This window comes from Lysinibacillus sp. KCTC 33748, assembly GCF_002237755.1.
Classification (GTDB): domain Bacteria; phylum Bacillota; class Bacilli; order Bacillales_A; family Planococcaceae; genus Lysinibacillus.
The window spans coordinates 61,335-84,007 of the sequence record NZ_MWSJ01000001.1 but is presented as its reverse complement, the minus strand read 5'-3'; the positions used below and the strand labels follow the sequence as shown (position 1 = coordinate 84,007).

Sequence of the window (22,673 nt, the reverse complement as noted above, 5' to 3'; positions counted from 1 at the left end):
TCACTTTGTTGAAATGAGGGTTGCTATATGTTAACACTTGAACAAATTCATGCTGCTAAACGAAGAATTTCTCCTTATATTTTTGAAACGCCTATTATTCAATTAAACGGTCTCGATCATCTTTTAGGATGTCACGTCTACATAAAAGCCGAGAATATGCAAAAAACAAACTCCTTTAAGCTTCGAGGGGCTCTCAATAAAATGCTTTCCACACCATTAGAACAATTACAAAAAGGCGTAGTTGCTGCATCCTCAGGTAATCATGGTAAAGGTGTTGCCTTTGCTGCCAAACTGTTAAATAGTAAGGCAACAATTGTTCTACCTGATTCAGCTCCTACCGTTAAGGTTGATGGAATACGTGCCTTAGGTGCAGAAGTTGTACAGTGTAAGCTAACAGAAAGACATACCCTAACTGAAAAGCTTAGTCGTGATTATGGCTATTACAACATACATCCTTATGATGATTACGATATTATGGCAGGACAAGGAACAGTAGGCTTGGAAATAGTAGCACAGCTTCCAGTTGTCGATACTATAGTTGTTCCTATTGGTGGTGGTGGATTATTAAGTGGCATTGCAACTGCTGTCAAATCCATAGCCCCTCATATCAAAATAATTGGTGTGGAGCCCGCTGTTGTTTCGCGTTACACAAAAAGCTTAGAAGCTGGTGAAAGATTGCTTTTAGCCGAACACAAATCTTTGGCAGATGCCCTACTAACTTTACAGCCAGGGGAACGAAATTTTCCAATTGTCCAACAGCTTGTCGATGAGGTTGTAAGTGTAGATGAGTCTTTGATCCAACGTGGGATGAAAACCTTACTCTCCGAGGGTAAAATTATCGCAGAACCCTCCTCTTCTATTGGAATTGGCGCTGCCCTGCAAGGAGCTTTACCTATTCATAAAAACGAAAAAGTATGTTTCCTCATTACAGGAGGCAATGTTGGATTAGAGGCTTGGACTTAAAGATACTAGCCAAAAAGGCATCTACTCAAATGAATGAGTAGATGCCTTTTTGACTGTCGAGTTTAAACGTAACTCTCTGGATTTTTTAAATTCATAACCGCCTTTTTAGGAAATAAAGCTTTCCAGAAATAAATAGCGAGACCAATTAACACTAGACAATGAAAGATATAAATAGAAACAGCAAGAACATTCGGCTCACTTTTATCGGTCAGAATAGCAATAAAATCATGCGAAGCGTGCCAGATAATCGGGAACATAATACTTTTTGTCTTTGCAACAATTTCTGCACAAACTAACCCAAAGAGGCATGCAAATGCTACTTGCATTAATGTCAATAAAAAATCCTGACCGGAAAGTACATTTACAAAATGTCCAATTCCAAACAAAATAGAGGAGCCTATAATAGCCGTTTTAAGCCCTTTCGCTGATAAATATTTGAGAATTAGGCCACGGAAAATAAACTCTTCAAAAAGACCAACGGCAATAACAAATAGAAACAAAATAAATACATATTGCGCAGAAAAACCATCTCGATCTGTAATACCACTAAAGAATGCAGTCAACTCAGAAATAACGATAACAGCCATCCACGCCTCTACTTTAAACTTTCTAAATCCGAAATCTTGGAAAGAGAATTTACTTTTTTTCATGATCCAAAGAGTAACTAGTACACCAACTGCAAAGGCAATAAATTGAATCAAAGTTATAGAGCTTAAGCTACTTATATTTTTGACAGCTATAATTACACCAGCTATGAAAGGAAAAATAAGTGCTAGCAAAGTAAATAGCATCGATAAAAGAATAGGTGAATTTTTCATTTTCATTTATTTTCTCCATTCAATAATTTTAGTTTTACTCCTTCAAAAACGTCTTTTAAAATACCCTCAATTTCCGAGCTATCTAAATCGCATGTATTTGTCGCACACATTGTTGCTATACCGTGCGTAGTTAACCATATATCAATAAATAGAGATTTAGCAGAGGTTTGAGTTAATCCCGTTAAATTAGAAATTAGCGCTATAATTCCTTGATTTTCTACGTCATTTATTAAATCCGAAAAGCTCGTGATCTTATATTTATTAGATAGGAATAATAGCTCAAATAACTTATTTTCTTCGCGAGCAAAGTTAATATAAGCTAACCCCATTCCTAAAAAAGAACTTTCTTGCAAGCCCTTAAACATTCTTTCGTTATAAAGATTGCTAGCTCTTTCATATATGGCATACTTCAAATCGTCCATACTTGAGAATAATCGAAAAATAGGCTTTGTCGAACAACCTAATTCTTTTCCCAAATCCCTTGCATTCACACTATCAATGCCACTTTTCCTAGTCATTTCAAAAGCACAATCCAATAAAATTTCCTCTGTAAATCTCTCTTTTGGTGCCAAAAAAATTCGCCCCCCTTTATAGGTAACACTTGTTACCTATAAAATAACAATATTTTCCTGTCTATGTCAATACGATATGTGATACTAATCGAAAGTTTTGAAAAAGCAAAAAGAGTTCAACTTGGTAAATGAGCTTTTTTCCAAAGAAAGTCCTTGAACTCCCCAAAGATTGCTTTTAGCAGAACAAAATCTTTCACTGATGCCCTACTAACTTTATAGATAACAACTTGTCGATGTTCAATCTGAATAAAAACCTTACTCTCCGAGGGTAAAATGTTCACAGAACCTCCCTCCACCATTAGTATCGACGCTGCCCTGTAAGGAGCTTTACCTATTCGGATAAACAAAGAAGACGCTTCAACATTAGCTCATCAAAAAAGCATCCACTCAAATGAATGAGTAAATGCCTTTTTATCTTGTTTAAACGTAGCTTTCAGGCTTCCCTTTTTTATTTCTCTCTCCATCTTTCTTAGAGAATAAAACTCTCCAGAAATAAATTGCGAGACCAATTAGCACTAGACATTGAAAGACATAAATAGAAACAGCAAGAACATCCGGCTCACTTTTATCAGTCATGAATGCAATAAAATCGTGCATAGCGTGCCAGATAATTGGAAAAATAATACTTTTTGTCTTTGCAACAATTTCTGCACAAACTAGCCCAAAGAGGAATGCATAAGTAATTTGTAATAATGTCATTAAAAAATCTGCACCGGAAGCTAAATTTGCAAGATGTCCAATACCAAACAAAATAGAGGAACCTAAAATAGCTACTTTAAGCCCTTTAGCTGATAAATAGTTAAAAATTAGACCTCGGAAAATAAGCTCTTCACAAAAACCAACGGCAATAACAAGTAGAAGCAAAATAAATAAATATTGCGCAGAAAAACCATCTTGATCTGTAATACCATTAATGAATGCAACCAGTTCAGAAACAATGATAACAGCTATCCATGCCTCTGCTTTAAATTTTCTAAATCCGAAATCCCGGAAAGAGAATTTACTTTTTTTCATGATCCAAAGAGTAACTAGAACACCACCTGCAGTGGCAATAAATTGAATCAAAAATATAGAGCTTAAGCTACTTATATTTTTGGCAGTTACAATTACACCAGCTATGGCAGGAAAAACAAGTGCAAGCAAAGTGAATAGTATCGATAAAAGAATAGGTGAATTTTTCATTTTCATTTATTCTCTCCATTCAATAATTTTTGTTTTACACCTTCAAAAACGTCTTTTAAAATACCCTCAATTTCCGAGCTGTCTAAATCGCAAGTATTTATCGCAATACCATGCGTAGTTAACCATATATCTATAAATAGAGACTTAGCAGAGGTTTGAAATTAGCGCTATAATTCCTTGGTTTTCTACCTCATTTACTAATTCTGAAAAGCTAGTGATCTTATATTTATTGGATAGGAATAACAGCTCAAATAACTTTTTTTCCTCTCGCGCAAACTTTATATAAGCTAACCCCATTCCCCAAAAAGAACTTTCTTGTATGCCTCGAAACATTCTTTCGCTATAAAATATAGGCTTTGTCGAACAACCCCTAATTCTTTTGCTAAATCTCTTGCATTAACACTATCAAACCCATTTTTTCTAGCCATTTCAAAAGCACAATCCATTAAAATTTCTTCTGTACTTTAGGTGCCAAAAAAATTCCCCTCCCTCGATAGGTAACATCAGTTACCTATGATGTAACAATATTTTCCTGGCTATGCAATAAGATATGTAATACTAATCAAAAAGTTTCCAAAGAAATGAAAAAAACTCACTTTGTAAATGAGCTTTTTTTCACCAAGAAAGTCCGTAAACTCCCATTATCTATCGGATCATGTTAACCAAATTACAAAAGCAATTGGGGCTAAAAATGGTCTCATTACGCCCCACCTTTAGCCTCATATCAAGCTGTATTTGCGATGACGTTTCACTTTCGCTAACAGCACGGCAAATCAAATCGAAATCACCTTTATTTTCCTTATTCACTTTCTTGTTTAATTTGATTAATTCTCTGTTTTCCCCATTCATACATCATTTCAACGATTGGTAATAACGTCATCCCTAGTTCAGTCATTGAATACTCGACTTTCGGAGGAACTTCTGGAAACACTTCTCGGTGAACAATCCTATCTTCCATCAGTTCACGTAATTGGTTTGATAATATCTTATGAGATATTTTCGGAAAAAGTCTTTGAAGCTCACTGAAGCGATGCGGTCCTTCGACGCCTAAATGCCACAGAATAACAACTTTCCATTTACCGCTTATGATCGATAAGGTAAGTTCTTTTTCACAATGGTAATCGTTATTTATTATTCTCTCTTTTATCTCTTCTCTTAATTTATCTGACATAAAGCTAACTCCCTTTTCATATAAGTAACTTTTAGTAACCTCCGCACAAAAAAGTGCACTCTTCACAATGTAGAAAACCGTAGTAAAATGAGGTTAGTCTTAAAGACAAATCTTAATCTATTTTTTCGTCTAAATAAAACGATCTTATCTAAAGGAGAGAAAAACATGCAAGCAATCGCAGGTAAAGTGGCGTTAATTACAGGAGCTGGACGTGGAATTGGACGCGCAACAGCAGTAGCATTTGCGCAAGAAGGTATTCACGTAGGTCTTGTTGGACGTACGCTTGAAAATTTACAACAAGTAGCAGAGGAACTAAAACAATATGATGTGAAGGTAGCCATCGCTGCGGCAAACGTAGCGGATTTAGACTCTATTACTACAGCCGTTGAATCTATTCGCGGTGAGCTTGGCGCGATTGATATTTTAGTAAACAATGCAGGTATTTCTAAATTCGGTGGCTTCATGGACTTAACGCCTGAAGAATGGACAAATATTATCGATGTCAACGTAAAAGGTGTGTATTACACAACACGTGCTGTATTACCGGAGATGATCGAGCGCAACACAGGCGATATCATTAATATTTCCTCAACTGCTGGTCAAAAAGGTGCACCAATTACAAGCGCATACTCGGCTTCAAAAGCTGCAGTTATCGGACTAAGTGAGTCATTAATGCTTGAAGTGCGTAAGAAAAATATTCGCGTTACAACATTAACGCCAAGTACAGTTGCTACAGATATGGCTGTTGAACTAAACTTAACAGACGGCAATCCAGAAAAAGTGATGCAAGCAGAAGATTTAGCAGATTTAATGGTTGCACAACTAAAACTTCACCCACGTGTTGTCTTAAAACATGCTGGACTTTGGTCAACGAATCCTTAATAGAACTCTATGAAATATCAAGGCGCTATCCGATGTATTTGGAATGGCGCCTTTCTTTTTTAACAATATGCTCCTATGAGATCCATACAGTTTACGGCTACTTTCTCTAGGAATTGGATGAACAAATAGTTTCTGTAGTTAGAGCTTAAAGTTACCCCTACTCACCCGCTTCTTTTCGAAATAAAGGTTCTATCGAAGTACTTTACTAGCACCTTCTTCCAGCACCACAATTAAAGAGAATTATTTCCTTAGTTCTAACTCATCATTCATTAAATGTATAGCCTCTTTTTCCGCCTTCGATTTAATTATCAATCTATAACTTCCAACTATTTTAAAAATTTTTTAACTTTAACTAACTTTTTATAGTTGGAAAGACGTCCAATAATTAGTAATTAAACCATTTAAACAAGAGGAGAAATAATTATGAAAAAAACAACTAAAAAATCATGGATGATTGTATCAGCACTAACAATAGGGATGGCTGTCTTCACGCCATATCAAGCTGAGGCAACTACAACAACGAAAACAACAAACGAAATAACTGTTAAAGCTGAACAACAAATTAAAGGCACTATTAAAAGTGTTTACGGAGATAGCATCTCAATTAAAGGGAAAGACGGCAAAAACTATTATATCGACCTTCAGAAATTTTCAGATAAGCAATTAGAAAAAATGAACTTAGTAGAAGGTCAGGAAATCTCTGTAGAAGGTAGCTTAGTACAAGATTATTCAGACTTCTATACGTTTGACACATATAAAAAAAGCTTACCTAAAGAAATAACAAAAGAAGACCTAGCAAAATTAGAAAAGTTATTTAATCAAATGAAGAAGTTAGAAAAAGAAGAGAAATATGATGAAGTAGAAAAAGTTAATCTTGAAATGGATAAAATCACAAAGCCGTATATTTTAACTAGCTGGGTACCTATATCTTTTGAAGAGTTCATTGAAGAGTATGGATTTAGTGAAAAAAATATAGTTATTAAAGAAAAAGATAAAAAACAACTGAAAGATATTTATAAACAGTGGATAAAACTAGAAAAATCTAATAAAGAAGAGGACGCACAAGAAAAATTCGATGAATTCCAGAAGGTTCTTCAGCCTTACTTAGATGCTCTAAATCCACCGATAACATTTGAAGAATACATCTCAGATTTGGAATTAGATATCCCGGTTGAAGCTATGCCAAAACTAAAAACTTTATACAATGATGCTAAAAAAGCTGATACAGATAAAAACGAACAATTATCTGACAAGCTATGGGGTGAATTCAATGAATTGCTTGATCCTTATTTTAAGCCAATCAGCTTTGAAGATTTCTTTTCTAACTTTGATTTCGAAATCAAGTCAAATGATCAAAAAGAATTAAAAAAGCTATATGAAGAAGCAACAGCTCTTGCTAAAAAAGGTGACTATGAAAAATCAAATGCAAAATGGGATGCTTTCGATAAAATTTTAAATCCATATTATGAAGCAAATAAAGAAATACTAATCTCAGCTTCTAAAGTAACGATAAACGGTAAAGTTTATACTTCAAAACATTAATATATTTCGGGGTTATCCTAAAAGTCATTAAACAATGATTTAGGGATTAACCCCTTTCTTATCTCCTTATAGCCCTATACGCTTATTGTGAGTATTTTTCTCGCCATAATTTTTTTAGTTATTAACAGTCTGCAGTCCGAAATTTCCCCACTTATCCACTAACCTTAAATTTCAGAGTCGGTGACAACTTTGCTCTAAGCAAAAAAGGATTTCCGCATACACATGCAAAAATTCTTATGAATAATGATATCCAAGTAAAAGCCATTGCCGAACGATTAGGAAATACTGCTGAAATGATCCATACAGTTTATGGACACATTCTCTAGGAGATGATGGTGCAAACAGTATCTGTATTTAGTCAAAGTTTAAAGAAAAATGGGGCTAGCTTATTGCTAACCCCACTCCAACCAGTTTATATAAACACTAGAAAACCTTATTTATTTTACCCAGCCTAAAATCATTTCTCTCAATAACTTCGAAGCTGTATTTACTGTCATTTCCGATGTGTCGTAGATTGGTGCAACTTCAACTAGGTCAAAGCCCACTACATTGACGTTACTCGCTGCAATTGCATGGATAGACGCTAGTAATTCTTTTGATGTAATGCCTCCGCAATCTACTGTTCCTGTACCTGGCGCATGTGCTGGGTCAAGTACATCTATATCAATCGTTACGTAAACGTTGCGACCCGCTAAAGACGGTAATACCTCTTTTAATGGCTCTAGCACTTCGAATTTTGAAATGTGCATGCCATTTTCCTTCGCCCATTCGAATTCTTCTTTCATACCTGAACGAATACCAAATGAATATACATTTTTCGGTCCGATATGTTCAGCAATTTTGCGAATAGGTGTTGAGTGTGAAAGGGGCTCTCCTTCATATTCTACACGTAAGTCTGTATGTGCATCGAAGTGAATAATTGCTAAGTCATCATATTTTGCTGATACAGCTTTCATAACAGGCCAAGATACTAAATGTTCGCCACCCATACCTACAGGGATTTTACCATCCGCTAAAAGCGTCTCGATATACTTTTCAATTTCATCTAACGAGCGTTGTGCGTTGCCGAATGGTAACGGAATATCACCCGCATCAAAATATTTCACTTCTTCTAACTCACGGTCTAAGTATGGGCTGTATTCTTCTAGACCAATGGATACTTCACGAATACGCTGAGGGCCAAAACGTGAGCCCGGACGGTAACTAACTGTCCAGTCCATTGGCATACCATAAATGACCGCCTGAGCATCCTCATACGTAGGATGACTTTTTATAAAAACATTTCCTGAATAAGCTTCATCAAATCTCATTAATAGACCTCCACTTTTAGAAATTAATCCTATTACATTCATTTTCATCAGTTCATTACTAAATTGATTTCCGCTCCAATTGAGGGTGTCCAATCCCCCTCCAATCATTTTTCCACATGAAATCTATTTTATAACTTGTGATAATGAACCTCTATTAAGGGCTTACAGGAATGTAATGAAACCTCTATCCCTGTATCCTCGTATACATTATTGGAACGTCTAGCAGAATTCGATTAAAATCTACAACGTGCTATTCTTTTGTCGAATGCTAGCATTTCAAACAGTACAAAAAAAGTATAGATGTTTTTGAATAAAGTGCAATAGTTTTTACCAATAATTTCGATTAAATATGAATGTTCAAACACATACTATACGCAAGTGTGAGAAAACGAGGTGAAGTCGGATGAAGAGAAAAAGCTATCAACGTAAGCAAAAACGTTCAAAGCGTACACGTAAAGCACTTACCTATTTTGTTGCCTTTACATCCGCAATTGTAGTAGCATTTATAGCTTTACGCGTCTATGTTCAAGTGGCCGGTGCCCCGCCTTTAACCGTACCTAAAGCCTCTATTTTCTTAGATGAAAATGAGAACCAAATTGGGGATCACTTTGCGAATGAACGACGTTACTGGGTTAGTCTTGATGAGATGTCTCCCTATTTAAAGCAAGCAGTAGTAGCTGTTGAGGATAAAGATTTTTATAAGCATGGCGGTTTGGATTTTTCTCGTATCGCTGGTGCAATATTAGTTGATATTAAGGCTGGAAGTAAAGTTCAAGGAGCAAGTACAATTACACAACAATATGCTCGGAATCTATATCTTTCACATGAGAAATCGTGGACACGAAAATTAAATGAAGCACTGTATGCTTATAGATTAGAAGTTTTTTATGATAAAGATGAAATACTAGAAGGTTACTTAAATACTGTTTACTACGGCCACGGTATGTACGGCGTAGAAGCTGCAAGCCGATTTTATTATGGAAAGTCTGCAAAAGATTTAACACTTGCGGAAGCAGCAATGTTAACCGGTGTTCCAAAAGGGCCAAGTATTTACTCCCCTATTGTCAATTTAGAGAAGGCAACTAATCGCCAACACGTTATTTTAAAATTGATGACTGATCAGGGTGCTATTACGCAAGATGAAAAAACACGTGCAGAAAGTGAAAAGCTTGTCTTAAAGAATGATAGCTGGGTAGCCACAAAATCTGTAGCACCATTTTTCCTTGACGTAGCATGGCAAGAGGCTAGTGAAATTTTGAAATCAAAAAATCTCGACATTAGTGAGGGTGGCTGGACTATCCAAACAACGATTAATCTAGAACATCAAAAGGCAGCTGAAGAAGCTGTAGCTAAACATATGCCTGCTGATGATCTTCAAACTGCTTTTGTTAGTATGAAATCCAATACAGGCTCCGTTACAGCATTAGTTGGAGGTCGTGACTATGCTGCAAGTTCATTTAACAGGGTTACACAGGCAAAACGTCAGCCAGGCTCGACCATTAAACCTATTTTATATGCGGCAGCTTTAGAGAATGGTTATACACCATTAACACTTTTAGATGTAGGTGAGACAACTTTCACTTATGATCATGGACGGGCCACATATTCACCTAAAAATGTTAACGGTCAATTTGCAAACCATGATATGTCAATGGCACAAGCTATCGCTATTTCTGATAATATTTACGCTGTTAAAACTTTAGAGGAGATTGGCTTTAAACCATTTCACGAAATGGCTGATCGCTTCGACGTGACTATTGGTAAGAAGGACAATTTATCCATGGCACTTGGAACGACCGAAACAACATTATATGAAATGACGAATGCTTATAATATTTTAGCATCGCAAGGGAAAAAAACTACGCCTACTACTATTGTTTCTATTAAAAATGCTAACGGCGATACTATCTACGAAAATAAAGAAGTTAGTAAAGAAGCTGAAACAGTTCTCTCAAAAGAAAATACGTATATCTTAACAGAGATGATGACAGGTATTTTCGATCCAGTCTTTAGTGATTATTCTCCCGCTACAGGGATTAGCATTCGCTCTCGTATGACGCATACGTATGCAGCAAAATCTGGCTCTACTAATAGCGATCAGTGGCTGATTGGATTTACACCTAGCTTAACTGCCGGCGTATGGAACGGCTATGATCAAGGGAAAAATCTAACAGAAAGAGAAGATACCGCTGCTACTAAGCAAATTTGGATCGACTTTATGGAGACTGTCAATAAAGGAACAAAGAACGAGGATTTCAAAAAACCGAAAGGCGTTAAAGGTGCGGTCATCGATATTGAATCAGGTAAACTAGCGACAAATGCCTGCCCTCAACAACGTCTGATCTATATGGATGCTAAAGATGTACCAACCGAAAAATGTTCTTCAAACTTTGATATTCTCGATACCGATACGTGGGGAGAGTTCTGGAATATGCTCCCATTCAACATTTTTAAAAATTAACGAATCATGCGGAACCTTTATCTGCAATAAGCGTTTTATTAGCGAAGGCTCTCGACAAAGTAACAGACATAAACTAAAAAGAAAAGCTTTCTCTTCCCCGGAGCTGTGTCCGTGGGAACAGAAAGCTTTTCTTTTTATGGTTCGCGAAGTAGATGAGAATCATGGGGCATTTGGCTTGGGTTTGGGTTGTTCAAATGCCGCATAGCGCTCATCACATTCGCAGAACCAAGTGTCCTAGCTTACTAAAATGTAAGTTCTTTATCAAGTTTACTTGGTTTCAAACTCACTTTCAACCTTATATGAAAGCGATTATGAAATGTCACAGATTGTTCAATCATTGTAGGTCTATTAAACAAATAAACCTTGACGCAATTGCTCCTCACTGCGTGCCCATAAGTCAGGGTTGAGCTCGGCTAAGAAAGAAGCTAACACCTTTTTAGACGGCGCATCCATATGCTCTACCATAATGTGACGCTTCATAGATTTATCCATTCTATTCACATGATCAGCTAAAATTTTGTAGCCACGACGTTTTTCACGATTAACTACCATTTCACACGCAGTTACACCCGCATAGTAAGGTCCATCCGCTTTATGATCGATTGTCACCCATACTAGCCAATACGCTTTTCCACCTTCTGAATCAGCGCGATCTGTCGTAAATTTAATACCTCGTTCCACATCACTGCGAGCATGCATAGCACCGATTTCAACTGATGCCGTCCCCTCTTCTATATCGATAATGACTGGCGATACGTTTTCAAGCGAAAGCGAACCGATACCAAATCCCTTATGTCCGTCTGTTGGATCATTTTTAATAATAGTAAAGCCCATTTTTTGTTTTGGTTTTTCTTCATTTGCCATACTTTAACTACCTCCATTCTGCTATTATAAAATTAAAGCATTGTTATGCGTATTAGCGTCGTAATGAACGCTACTAGCATAGCGCAAATGCCTACATATAAGTAAGAAGTTTATATAATACTTTCTTATAAACTAACTATACAACATTATTCAATAAAGGAGGCAATATTATGCCATACGTAACAGTGAAAATGCTTGAAGGTCGTACTGAAGAACAAAAACGTGCACTCGTAAAGGAAGTAACAGAAGCCGTTTCTCGTACAGTGAATGCGCCACCAGAAAATGTAACAGTCTTCATCGAAGAAATGTCTAAAAACCATTACGGTGTTGCAGGCGTACGCTTCAGCGATAAATAAAGATTAGAACGGGTAGAGCATATAAAGCTCTACCCATTTTTAACGTATGGTAGCCTTCGTTTAGAAGCTTGTTACAGGCGTTTTTCGGTTCTATATACGGAATAGGACCACTACCGGCAACTCGTAATTTCAATACTAGGATGTGTTTTATGACATGAATAAATTTAAACTGCCACTACTCATTTGTATGCTTATCGTTGGCCTCTTACTTATTTTTATTAACCCCATTCAACATGCAATTATTGCCCATTTGAGTAAACAATTAAATACAACTGATTACAGCGCTGAGGAGATGGCCAAAAACAAAAATGCAGATGCCGATTTTGAATTTGAAGCCGTGCAATCCCTTTCCATAGCGGAAGTTTTAAAAGCGCAGACAACCGCCAGCAAAATGCCTGTCATCGGTAGTATCGCAGTCCCTAGTGTGGATATGAAACTACCTATCGTCAAAGGAGTTGGTAACGCCGCTCTTGCCGTTGGAGCAGGCACGATGAAGCCTACTCAAAAACTTGGACAAGGAAACTACGCATTAGCAGGTCATTATTTTGAAGAAAAAGATATTTTATTTGGCCCCTTATATAAAGCTAGCATAGGAGATACGATATATTTAACGGATTTAACGAATATTTATGAGTACAAGATCACAACTAAGGAAATCATCGCTGCAACAGATGTTTATGTTATTGATGATATCCCTGATAAAACGCTTCTAACCCTCGTTACATGTGCTGATGAGGGTACGAAACGACTTGCCGTACAAGCAGAATTTGTCGAGCAATATCCATTCGACAAAGCACCTGCAAAACTATCAGAAACCTTCTAGCATAAGAAAAACCCCAAGATTTTTACGATCCTGGGGTTTTCTTATTGAAAATTATTTCACTTCTGTATTGCGACGGCGCAATAAGAATAATGCACCTAGAACAAGCGCTACACCAATTAGTGTAAGAGCTGTTTGGTTTGCTCCATTTGTTTGTGGCAGCTTGCCTTGCGCGTTTAACTGCGCTTCCATTTCTTTTGCATCTGCTTTGATTTTATCAATATCCAGATATTTATCTACTTCTGCCTGTTCCTCTTTAGATAACTTGTTGTATTTATCGAGGAAACCATTATATTCATCTAATGTATCTTTATCCGCTGTAGAAGGATTGTATGGCTTTAATTCTTTTCCTTGATCAATAACTTCTTCTACAGTTGGTTTTTCAGGTTTTGTTGGGTTTGTTGGATCTTTTGGATCTGTTTCGTTACCTGAACCACCTGGATTTGTTGGATTAACTGGCTTCTCTGGATCTGGTTTTGGTTTTGTTGGTTTTTCTGGATCAACCGGCTTTTCTGGTTCTGGAGTCGGTTTCTCTGGATCAACTGGTTTTTCCGGATCCGGTTTTGGGTCAACTGGTTTTTCTGGATCTGGATCAACTGGTTTCCCTGGATCTGGGTTAGGCGTCCAGCCACCACCGCCTCCGCCACTTGTTGATTTAGGTTTTACTGTTGCAGCGCATGTATCTTTTACAGTAAATGAGCCAATTAAACTAGTACCATCATATACATTGTACGTACCTTGTTTAATAGCTTCATTTGGCAATAGAACCGTTCCTGCAATACTAGTTGTGAGAACTTCATTACCGTCTGCATCTTTAACGATATTACCTTTAGCATCTTTTATTGTTATCTTTGCATTCACATTAGGCGTTCCAAGTTCAGTTAGTACTGTTAATGTAAATGAAGGACAAGCAGGTGCTGCTGATACTTCTGCTTCACATTTAACTGAATATTTAACTGTTATTTGACCAATGAATAGATCGCCTTGATATACACTATATTCACCTGAAGGAATGTCTTTAGATTGAATCGTAATTTGACCTAATTCATTTGTCGTTTGATTAGTAGCAATAATTGCTCCTGTTGCTTTATCTTTGATTGTGATATTGCTAACATTAGGACGCGGATTGCCATTTTCATCCTTCACTGTTAATGTGAATAGCTCACATTTTGGTGCTGGTTGAACTGTTTTTTCACATTCGATATTCGTTTCGAAAGTACCAATTTTTTCACCATTTACTTCAACTGTATAAATACCTGGTTCTAAATCAGTTAATTCAATAACACCTGTCGTAGTTTTTGTGCTAATAATTTCGTTACCGTCAGCATCTTTAACAACGATTGTTGAAGTACCGTCAGTAATATTATTACCATCAACATCTTTTACAGTTAATTTAAACTCTTCGCATTTTGGTGCCTGTTCAACAATAAATTCATGCCCACAGTCTTTTGTATACGTTAAAGTTACTGTCCCCAAGAATTGGTTACCTTCGTATACGGTATATTCACCTGGCTTCACGCCATTATCAGCATTAGTTTTGTTTGATTCAAAAATAAACTTACCTGATGCATCAGTTGATGCCTTTACTTCTGTAGTACCTGATTTTAATGTTAACTCTTTAATATTTGTACGGATGTTGCCGTCTGTATCTTTAACTACGATTGTGAAGTTTTCGCACTTAGGTGCTGGTTGAATACTCGCGTTACAGTTTTCACTGTACTCTACAGTAATCGTTTTTAACGTCTCACCATTATAAATAACATCGTACTGACCTGCTTTAACTTGGTCTGGAGTAAAAGTAACTTTACCGTTTTTAACAGTATGATTTTCTGATAATCCCGTCGCTTTACTTACTAATGTTACTGTTCCATCCACTAATTTACCGTCAATATCGTATACTGTTAATTCAAACAGTGAACATTTCAATGGACTTTCTGGTATGTTGGCGATTTCAACAATTTGTTTACCCTCAAAAGGACCTGATGTTGCTTTTTCATCTCGATTTAATGTAAAGATTACATCCGGATTTTCAAAACCATCAACTTTTGTTTCTTTTAATGTATATTTACCCTCAGCTAATTTTAATCCGAAGTCTAATACACCGTTTTCATCTGTTTTTGCGCTAACTAATGGTTTATTTCCTGTGTATTGGCTGTATAAAGTAAACTCAACATCTTGCATTACTTCGCCTGTTGCAGCATTCGTTTTTAAAATGACAAATGGTACTTTAACTGTTGATGCTTGGTTACCGTAATTAAAATCAGCAATTGACCAGCTATCTTTTCCACTTGTTTGACTGCCACCTTGATAGCTTACTTCTACTTCATTTTCAGCATCAGAGCCTGATTCTCCTGTAAATACTGTTTCGTATTCTATATAGTATGCTGCAGTTACATCACCTAAATTAAGAGTGAACGTACCGTTTTTCATATCTACATTTAATGTATACTCACTTGGATCTAAAAGTGTCTTTTTTTCAGCTGGATTACTTGGAGTTGTTCCAGACAATGCAACTTTATAAATTCTAAATGTATCTTCTAAAATCATTTGTTCTGGGTTACCATCTTCATCTTTACCCACTGTGTCGGTAATGACTACATTGTCTAATTTTGATTGTGCGTAGTTAAACTCAAAATTCCACTTAGCTACTGCAGAACCACGATCAGCTTGATGACCCATTTTGTTTAAAATTTTATCTGTATGATTTACATCAACTGTTTTTGACCACGAAGCATTCTCACCTTCATCGCTTGTTAATGTAGCTGTATTCGTAATACGTACTGGGTTCCCATGTGGGAATATGCCATCTTCATCTACTGATTCATATGTCACTTTATAAGGACTATTAATATCCCCTAGTTCAAGCTTAATTTCGTTCGGTTTACCTGAAGTGTTTGGAATCTCTATTGTTTCTGTTCCTGTGAAAACACCACTTGCATTTAGTTCACCTTTTTGCACTACAATATTTTGAACTTTTTGTGTATCTGGTAATTTATCCTCAAATACAGCATTTTTTAAAGAATTGTAGTTAAAGTTAAATTCAACATCCCAGTAGAAGGTTTTTGTTTCGTAATTATAATGACCTTCTTTTTTACCATTTGTTTTTTGTTCAGTCCGAATCTCTTGTTCTGCTGAAGCAGAAGGAGATTTCGGCAAATTATCATTTGTCATTGTTACTTTATTATGATATTCAATTGTATTTGATCCAGCATGTCGAATATCGTATTCAGTATCATACGTAATTACGATAGGCTCTTTTATTTCATCGTTTAAAGTAATTTCAAAACCAGCTTTATCTTTATTTGTTAGCGTATAATCTTTACCACTAACTAAAGGCTTATTACCTATTTTCACTTCCAAAGTATCAACTTTTAAAGTAAGGTTTCGATCTGTAAAATCATCAGTAAACACAGTTCCAGCAGCTAAATTATAACCAGCTTGGTTCGCCACAATCTTCCATGACATTGTTTTATTTTGATAGTCAATACCATTTGCAGATTTATTTAGTAATAGATTTATTTTATTATAATTAGAATAATCTTCTACCGGTTTTGACATATCTGGGCGTGATACTTCATTTTTTACCGTAAAACTCTCAGTTGGATACACACCATCTTTTGGCTTTGTTACATATTTGATAACATACGGTTTTGTTACAGGAGCATTAAATTTTAATTTAAAACTATTTCCATCTTTATCCACTTTATAAGAAATAGCGGCAGGAGTATTACCATCTGCCTCAAACACTTGTACCTCTCCTACTAATTCTTGAGTATCAGTCCAGATGTCCGTTAGTACTGCGTTTTCCTGTGAAATATTGCGGTTATTGAAGTTATACTTAATTGTCCAATATGTTCTTAAATCACTAGCAGTAGGACCTGTATGCGTTTTTGCTAATGGATCACCAAAGCTCACGTTTACTGATACAGTAGTAGATTTCCCATTATAAGTTGCCTCATTTTCAAAGATAGCATTATTAACGTTACCTGCGTCACCAACTTCTGTTTGATACGTAATGCGGTAAGCAGTATGCTTTTCATTCGGCAATGCAATTGTCATTTTATTGTTATCGAAGATTGGAGTCACAATGACAGGGTCATTAGAGACTGTTATCGCGCCATTTGGTGATACATTTAACTTTGTAATTTTTACAGAATCTTGCTTAAATGTATGCGCCCCTTCTAGTGTATCAACAAAATCTGAAGTGCCTGATGCTTCATTAACTCGTAAATCTGTATTAACATCTACTGTCCAGTCAATAAACTTACTATTTTTCCCACCATTATCTGCTACACCTGATTTGGACACCGGTTTACCGCTCGTTTTAGGTTGGAAATTCAACTTAATGTTTTCAGTGCCGGGTAAACTAATTGTTTCTTCCCATTCCGTATTACCGCTTGCAAAGTTTGCTTGTACGCTAAAGTACGCACCTGGCTCAAGGGCTACACCCGTTCCTACATCATCTCGTAAAGCTTCGTTGAATGTAATTACAATGTCATTTCCACTTTTTGAAATTGTACCTACCTCACCGTAAGCTGTTCCTTTCGGGAAAGTGATATTTTCAAAAATATCCGGTAAAGTGTACGTTAATGTTGTACCCGGACCATAGTTATGTCCCGCTTCTAGTTCTAAATGAAATTTAAACTCTGCAGATTGTCCGTTAGAAACATTAATACTTTCATTTGGACTTACCTTTTTTCCATCCACAGTAAACTCAACATTTTTAATTACATCAACAGACATAATTTGATCATATGATGGGGGTGTAGTTTCATCATCCTTATCTTCTTTTGGATTTTCTCCTTCACCACTAACATCGCCTTTTTCAGGTTCAGTTTGTGTTTCAGGGAGTTTACCTACACCCGTAGAACCAGTAACAGGATCATCACCTTTTTCAGATCCAGTTGAGGTTTCAGGTAGTTCAACTACGCCCTCGGAACCAGTAATAGGACCATCACCTTTTTCAGATCCAGTTGAGGTTTCAGGTAGTTCAATTACTCCCGTGGTACCAGTAATAGAACCATCACCTTTTTCAGGTTCAGTTGAGGTTTCAGGCGATTCACCTACTCTCGTGTTATCACTACTACCCACATCTCCAGATTCAGCTGAATGTGCTAAAGTTTGTGCTCCGTCAATCGCAAACACTGAAATCGGTGAAAGGACTGTTTGGAATACGAGTAGCATTAAGATTATTGCTATGTTTAGTTTTTTAAATTTTCGCATGTTTCTCTCCTTTTCTAAGTTCAGAGAGTTACCTATTGGTGTTTGCTGACGACGTTGCATCCTTTCGTCTCGAAAAGCATGCCGCAAACAATAGGTTGGTCCCTCTTTCCTTCTATTCAATGGTCGTTTATATGAATACACTCGAATAAGTACTCACGAATAGGCACTTACGATGACTTATGTATGTGCGATGTACAATTAGAATATATCCATAGTACTTTTGTGATACCCTTAATAATAGGCACAACCGATTTTAGGGTTTTCGACTCATTATAAACGATTATACTAAACAAATTCTAAACAATCCTGGACTTTTTATTTATAAAATTCTAAAAATTTCTATATAGTTTCCACTTTTTTCATCTTTATACAACGACAAAAAAACAGTGAAAATAACTCAATTAGAGTACTTTCACTGTTTTTCACTATAGACACGTTGGAATACTATTAATTCCATTTATTTTTTTATACATATTTTTATACATAAAAATTTTTTATTAATTTTTCCCCTCACCTTGCAGCAAGGCTAATATTTGTTTCTTCACAGCAGGATGGGTACTATTGTCCTCTAGAAAATCTAGTGGGAAATATACTTTATGATCTCGTTTCATGCGACCAGAAATAGAATCAACAATAATAGATTCACGTGATAGCTCTCGTAGCTCTCCATTTTTCATTTCTAAGAAAATAGGAACACGGACTTCCTCTTCTCCTGGTCGATAAAAGTCATACGGTAAATCTGCTGTCGTATCGTGGACAAGATAATATTCTGGATTTAAATCAGCTTGCTTGAAGAGTTCTTGTAGTTTTTGATATTTATCTAGCTCTACACCTGGATCTAAATCGATGTACTGAAATAGCTTTCGGTTAACAAAGCGGCGACTTAAGTCACTTAATATAACATCATCTTCTTGCATCCAAAGTTGAAAATATGTAAAAAGAATACTCTCATCTAATGCAAGATAGTCATCTAGCGTAATGGAGTTGCGGAAAAATGCTAAAAAGTGTGTAGGTTCGTGCTTAAATTTATAGCCAGCTAAGCTTAGTTGCTTAGCTCGTTTTAAAATATTATTTAATACAACCTCCGCACTGCGAGATACTGGGTGGAAATAAATTTGCAAGTACATTTGATAGCGGCTCATTATATAATCCTCTACCGCATGCATACCCGTTGCCTTGATAACGACCTGATTTTTCCTTGGACGCATTACTCTTAATATACGCTCCATATCAAAATGACCGTAGCTTACGCCTGTGAAATAAGCGTCACGCTGTAGGTAATCCATACGATCAGCGTCGATTTGACTCGATATTAAACTGACGACCTGCTTATTCGGATATGTTTTTTCAATGACCTGAGATACTTTCTCCGGGAAGTCAGCCGATACTTTTTTTAATACGGCATTCACTTCTGTATCACCGAGCAAAATTTGTCTTGTATAAAATTCATGATCAAGCTCAAAAACATTTTCAAAGGCATGTGAAAATGGCCCATGCCCTAAATCGTGTAAAAGGGCTGCACAAAGCACAAGCAGGCGTTCATCCTCATCCCATTCCGGACGACCTGCAAATATATCATCTACTATGCGGCGTACAATTTCGTAAACGCCAAGTGAGTGACTAAAGCGACTATGCTCTGCTCCGTGGAATACTAAAAATGTTGTACCGAGCTGGCGAATTCGACGTAGTCGCTGAAACTCTTTCGTACCAACTAGATCCCAAATCACTTGATCCCGTACATGCACATAACGATGCACTGGATCCTTGAATACTTTTTCCTCTTGTAATTTAGCTTTTGCATAATGTGTCAATTGTACAGCACCCCCGTTTCCTATTTGTTCTATTATATGCGATAAATACAGGACTAGCATACATATTGCCTTTTAATTATAGAGACTATCAACCTAACTCACTGTATTCTCGTCTTATTTTAGGTTTCTATTGACCTAATTTCCACGTGATGAGGCGACGGTGAACGTGAACCTTCCGTCGTTTCATCAAGGTTTTCCGTCGCTTTGCCGGTTCTTTCCGTCTCTCTGACTCTTCTTTCCGTCACTTCGGCGATTCTTTCCGTCGCTCTAACTCTTCCTTCCGTCACTTCATCGATTCTATCCATCAACAATAAAAATCCAAACAAAAACTATCTCCAACTAGACTAGCGAAGATAGCTTTTTGTTTTACCTATTTTTTTAACTTTGCTAAAACCTTTTCCATTAGTTCTTCTTCCGTTAATGCAGCAACAGGACGGCTATTTACAAAGGTAAATGTTTTTTTACGTCCTGGGCCACAGTAAGAATGACAGCCAATTTCGATGGTTGCATCAGGATCGATTTCCTTTAATTTTGGAATTAACGTTTTTAAGTTAACGGCCTGACATTCATCGCAAACTTTAAATTCGTTTGCCATTTTGTCAACAACCCTTTCTATATATTATTTTTTTAACTTCTTTCAGCAGAAAGTCTCCCACCTCTACAGGTGGCGAGATGAATGCGGTTTTAAATCACTTTTCAACGGGTGTCCAAACATCCCGCTGAAAGAAGTTAAAGCCTCCGGCGGATGTCACGGAATCAAAATGGAGTTCTTTGTGCTAGCACAAAGCTGATTCCGGACGCAATTATGCCGAGGCATAATTGATTCAAATCAAAAATCTGTTTCTATTGAATGTATGACTTTCACATATTTAAGTATGTAGCATACGTACAAACCTACATCGGGTATTGTATCGCATTATTCCCCTTGTATTCAAGCATAATTCCTTCCACATGGATGAATAAAAGGTTAAAAGATTGGTCATGCTAGTTGTAAATAAAAAGTTCCAAATAAAGGTGGGAGGATTTTAATATGAGTAAAGTTAGACAAGATGCTTGGTTAGAAGAAAACGATGAATTGTTAGCAGAGGCGGTCATTCGCCATGTGACGGAAGGTAGTACACAGTTAAATGCCTTTGAAGAAGCTGGAGATGCTTTGAACCGTACTGCTGCTGCATGTGGTTTTCGTTGGAATGCTGTTGTTCGTAAAGAATACGAGGAACAATTATCAGAAGCAAAAAAAGAAAGAAAAGAAAGAATGCGAGTGTTGGGAGCTCCGGCAAGACGCCGTGCTTCTAGTATGTTTACAGTTAATAGTAGTGCTGCAGAAGGTAAATCAATTCCTCTATCTGCATTAAATCTTGATATTGTCATAGCCTATTTATTACGTTTACAGCACTCTGGTGAAATAGGTAATGAGTCTACAAAATGGAGACAACTAGTACACGTAACATCTGAGAAAAATAAAAAACTAGAGAAAACCATTACACAGCTAGAAGAAGAAAATAGAGCTATTCGAAAAGATTATGAGCAATTTGTTCAAATTATGAACCGTGCTAGACGACTAGTTACACTAGATGAAGAGGATGAACGAATTGCACCTGTCTTCAAGATGGAGAAAAACGGAAACCTTGTTGTAAGTAGCCCTTATCCTCAAGAAAATGGCGATGCGCTTAATTAGCAGCATCGCTTTTTTCTTTGCATAATATCTCACTGACATCTTCTGGAGTTTTTCACTTCATCAATTCGGTTTAAGCATTTTCGTATTTCGTTCAAAAATACGTTGTAAATAAAACGCATATAGCGTTATTTCTTCATCATGAAAAGATTCAACTCGAATTTCTTCTGCCATATTGTTAAGAAGTTGCTGTAAACGAATAACAACAGCTTCCACCGTTAATGATACATCCATTAGTTCAGATAATGACGCCATCACATCAGGGACAATATTAGGATACGTAAATTTCGTTTCCTCTCCTTTTAGACTTTCCTCATAAAAGTCACGAATGAGTGCAGCTCGATCTGAACCGCTTCCTTCAACACATAAATAAATTTGCACAGCTACACCTTGACGTAAACGTCTCTGAGAAATACCAGCAAATTTCTTTCCTTTAATACTTAAATCATAGGAACCTGGACAATAAGAGCCTACAATTTCATAGGCTTCAATTTGATCTGCTACTTCTGGGAACAAGCTTTTTACTAAAGCTACCATTACATCATAGCCATCATCAATACTTAGCGCTTCCGTTTGTTCAGATAATACAATAGAAATATTCAGTACACCTTCATCCAGCACAACTGCTAATCCGCCTGAATTGCGTACAATAGGTTGATAGCCTTGTGCTTTAAGCAAGTCCATGCCCTGCTGCACATATGGTAGACGGTGATCCTGAATACCAAGCACAACAGATGCATCATGTACCCATGTACGAATAGTTGGCGGAGAGGCCAATTGCCCTACTAGCTGACATAAAGTATCGTCTGTTGCAAAGGATTCAAGTGGCGATCTTTGCTTCGCGCTAATAGATTGATCGTAAAAACGCCAAATCGGCTGTTGTAAAATACTTTTCATGATTGGAGCTCCTCTATTTACATCTCTTCTCTTTAGAATACATTATCTATGGAAGGTGTCAAATTCGTGAAATGCAATCATGAACTTAGGGATTTTGTACAAACTATGATAAACTAAATTTCGAAT

The 22,673-nt window shown here is 36.6% G+C and carries 19 protein-coding genes; 7 read left to right on the top strand and 12 right to left on the bottom strand.

The annotated features are described in order from the left end of the window. Positions 1-27 precede the first annotated feature (27 nt). Complete coding sequence (locus tag B1B04_RS00390) at positions 28-963, top strand: threonine ammonia-lyase (RefSeq protein WP_079559360.1); 936 nt, start codon at positions 28-30, stop codon at positions 961-963. A gap of 62 nt (positions 964-1,025) precedes the next feature. Here the strand turns inward: B1B04_RS00390 and B1B04_RS00385 are convergent, their stop codons facing one another. The 5 genes from B1B04_RS00385 to B1B04_RS00365 all read right to left on the bottom strand — a co-directional run bounded on the left by B1B04_RS00385 (position 1,026) and on the right by B1B04_RS00365 (position 4,706). Then, on the bottom strand, positions 1,026-1,787 hold the full coding sequence (locus B1B04_RS00385; RefSeq protein ID WP_079559359.1) for a CPBP family intramembrane glutamic endopeptidase: 762 nt from the start codon (positions 1,785-1,787) through the stop codon (positions 1,026-1,028). Beyond that, the gene (locus B1B04_RS00380) at positions 1,784-2,353 is read right to left on the bottom strand and encodes a TetR/AcrR family transcriptional regulator (protein WP_079559358.1); all 570 of its coding nucleotides are present in this window, start codon (positions 2,351-2,353) and stop codon (positions 1,784-1,786) included. The genes B1B04_RS00385 and B1B04_RS00380 overlap by 4 nt, the downstream gene beginning before the upstream one ends. A gap of 420 nt (positions 2,354-2,773) precedes the next feature. After that, positions 2,774-3,541, bottom strand: coding sequence for a CPBP family intramembrane glutamic endopeptidase (locus tag B1B04_RS00375; RefSeq protein ID WP_079559357.1), 768 nt, complete (start codon positions 3,539-3,541; stop codon positions 2,774-2,776). A gap of 281 nt (positions 3,542-3,822) precedes the next feature. Beyond that, the gene (locus B1B04_RS00370) at positions 3,823-3,981 is read right to left on the bottom strand and encodes a TetR family transcriptional regulator (RefSeq protein WP_079559356.1); all 159 of its coding nucleotides are present in this window, start codon (positions 3,979-3,981) and stop codon (positions 3,823-3,825) included. 353 nt (positions 3,982-4,334) lie between these two features. After that, positions 4,335-4,706, bottom strand: coding sequence for a winged helix-turn-helix transcriptional regulator (locus tag B1B04_RS00365; RefSeq protein ID WP_079559355.1), 372 nt, complete (start codon positions 4,704-4,706; stop codon positions 4,335-4,337). Between the two features lie 165 nt (positions 4,707-4,871). On the opposite strand from B1B04_RS00365, the gene B1B04_RS00360 reads away from it, so the two are divergent. Further along, positions 4,872-5,588 (top strand): 3-ketoacyl-ACP reductase, encoded by a 717-nt coding sequence (locus B1B04_RS00360; RefSeq protein ID WP_079559354.1) that lies wholly within the window; start codon positions 4,872-4,874, stop codon positions 5,586-5,588. A 423-nt stretch (positions 5,589-6,011) separates the two neighbouring features. Further along, the gene (locus B1B04_RS00355) at positions 6,012-7,130 is read left to right on the top strand and encodes a hypothetical protein (protein WP_079559353.1); all 1,119 of its coding nucleotides are present in this window, start codon (positions 6,012-6,014) and stop codon (positions 7,128-7,130) included. A gap of 437 nt (positions 7,131-7,567) precedes the next feature. On the opposite strand, the gene speB is transcribed toward B1B04_RS00355, so the two are convergent. Beyond that, positions 7,568-8,440 carry an agmatinase gene (gene speB / locus B1B04_RS00350; protein WP_079559352.1) on the bottom strand — a complete coding sequence of 291 codons (873 nt, stop codon included), beginning with the start codon at positions 8,438-8,440 and terminating at the stop codon, positions 7,568-7,570. Between the two features lie 403 nt (positions 8,441-8,843). Between speB and B1B04_RS00345 the strand changes: the two genes are divergently transcribed. Further along, positions 8,844-10,901, top strand: a complete 2,058-nt coding sequence (locus B1B04_RS00345; protein ID WP_079559351.1) for a transglycosylase domain-containing protein — start codon at positions 8,844-8,846, stop codon at positions 10,899-10,901. A gap of 348 nt (positions 10,902-11,249) precedes the next feature. Here B1B04_RS00345 and B1B04_RS00340 read toward each other — a convergent pair whose 3' ends face one another. After that, positions 11,250-11,765, bottom strand: a complete 516-nt coding sequence (locus B1B04_RS00340; protein ID WP_079559350.1) for a YwhD family protein — start codon at positions 11,763-11,765, stop codon at positions 11,250-11,252. A 170-nt stretch (positions 11,766-11,935) separates the two neighbouring features. Between B1B04_RS00340 and B1B04_RS00335 the strand changes: the two genes are divergently transcribed. Then, positions 11,936-12,121: a 2-hydroxymuconate tautomerase gene (locus B1B04_RS00335; protein WP_053484500.1), complete on the top strand. Its 186-nt coding sequence runs from the start codon at positions 11,936-11,938 to the stop codon at positions 12,119-12,121. A gap of 154 nt (positions 12,122-12,275) precedes the next feature. After that, on the top strand, positions 12,276-12,944 hold the full coding sequence (locus tag B1B04_RS00330; protein ID WP_079559349.1) for a class A sortase: 669 nt from the start codon (positions 12,276-12,278) through the stop codon (positions 12,942-12,944). 51 nt (positions 12,945-12,995) lie between these two features. Here the strand turns inward: B1B04_RS00330 and B1B04_RS00325 are convergent, their stop codons facing one another. The 4 genes from B1B04_RS00325 to B1B04_RS00310 all read right to left on the bottom strand — a co-directional run bounded on the left by B1B04_RS00325 (position 12,996) and on the right by B1B04_RS00310 (position 20,570). Continuing rightward, entirely contained in the window at positions 12,996-18,164 is a 5,169-nt protein-coding gene (locus tag B1B04_RS00325) for a collagen binding domain-containing protein (RefSeq protein WP_170938867.1), read from the bottom strand. Positions 18,165-18,661: 497 nt separating this feature from the next. Further along, the gene (locus B1B04_RS00320) at positions 18,662-20,035 is read right to left on the bottom strand and encodes an HD domain-containing protein (protein WP_427481615.1); all 1,374 of its coding nucleotides are present in this window, start codon (positions 20,033-20,035) and stop codon (positions 18,662-18,664) included. A gap of 59 nt (positions 20,036-20,094) precedes the next feature. Beyond that, positions 20,095-20,301, bottom strand: a complete 207-nt coding sequence (locus tag B1B04_RS00315; RefSeq protein WP_079559347.1) for a hypothetical protein — start codon at positions 20,299-20,301, stop codon at positions 20,095-20,097. A gap of 44 nt (positions 20,302-20,345) precedes the next feature. Next, positions 20,346-20,570: a YuzB family protein gene (locus tag B1B04_RS00310; protein WP_049667962.1), complete on the bottom strand. Its 225-nt coding sequence runs from the start codon at positions 20,568-20,570 to the stop codon at positions 20,346-20,348. 435 nt (positions 20,571-21,005) lie between these two features. On the opposite strand from B1B04_RS00310, the gene B1B04_RS00305 reads away from it, so the two are divergent. Beyond that, the gene (locus B1B04_RS00305) at positions 21,006-21,653 is read left to right on the top strand and encodes an RsfA family transcriptional regulator (RefSeq protein ID WP_079559346.1); all 648 of its coding nucleotides are present in this window, start codon (positions 21,006-21,008) and stop codon (positions 21,651-21,653) included. Positions 21,654-21,713: 60 nt separating this feature from the next. On the opposite strand, the gene lipL is transcribed toward B1B04_RS00305, so the two are convergent. Then, complete coding sequence (gene lipL / locus B1B04_RS00300) at positions 21,714-22,547, bottom strand: octanoyl-[GcvH]:protein N-octanoyltransferase (protein WP_079559345.1); 834 nt, start codon at positions 22,545-22,547, stop codon at positions 21,714-21,716. Positions 22,548-22,673: the final 126 nt, after the last annotated feature.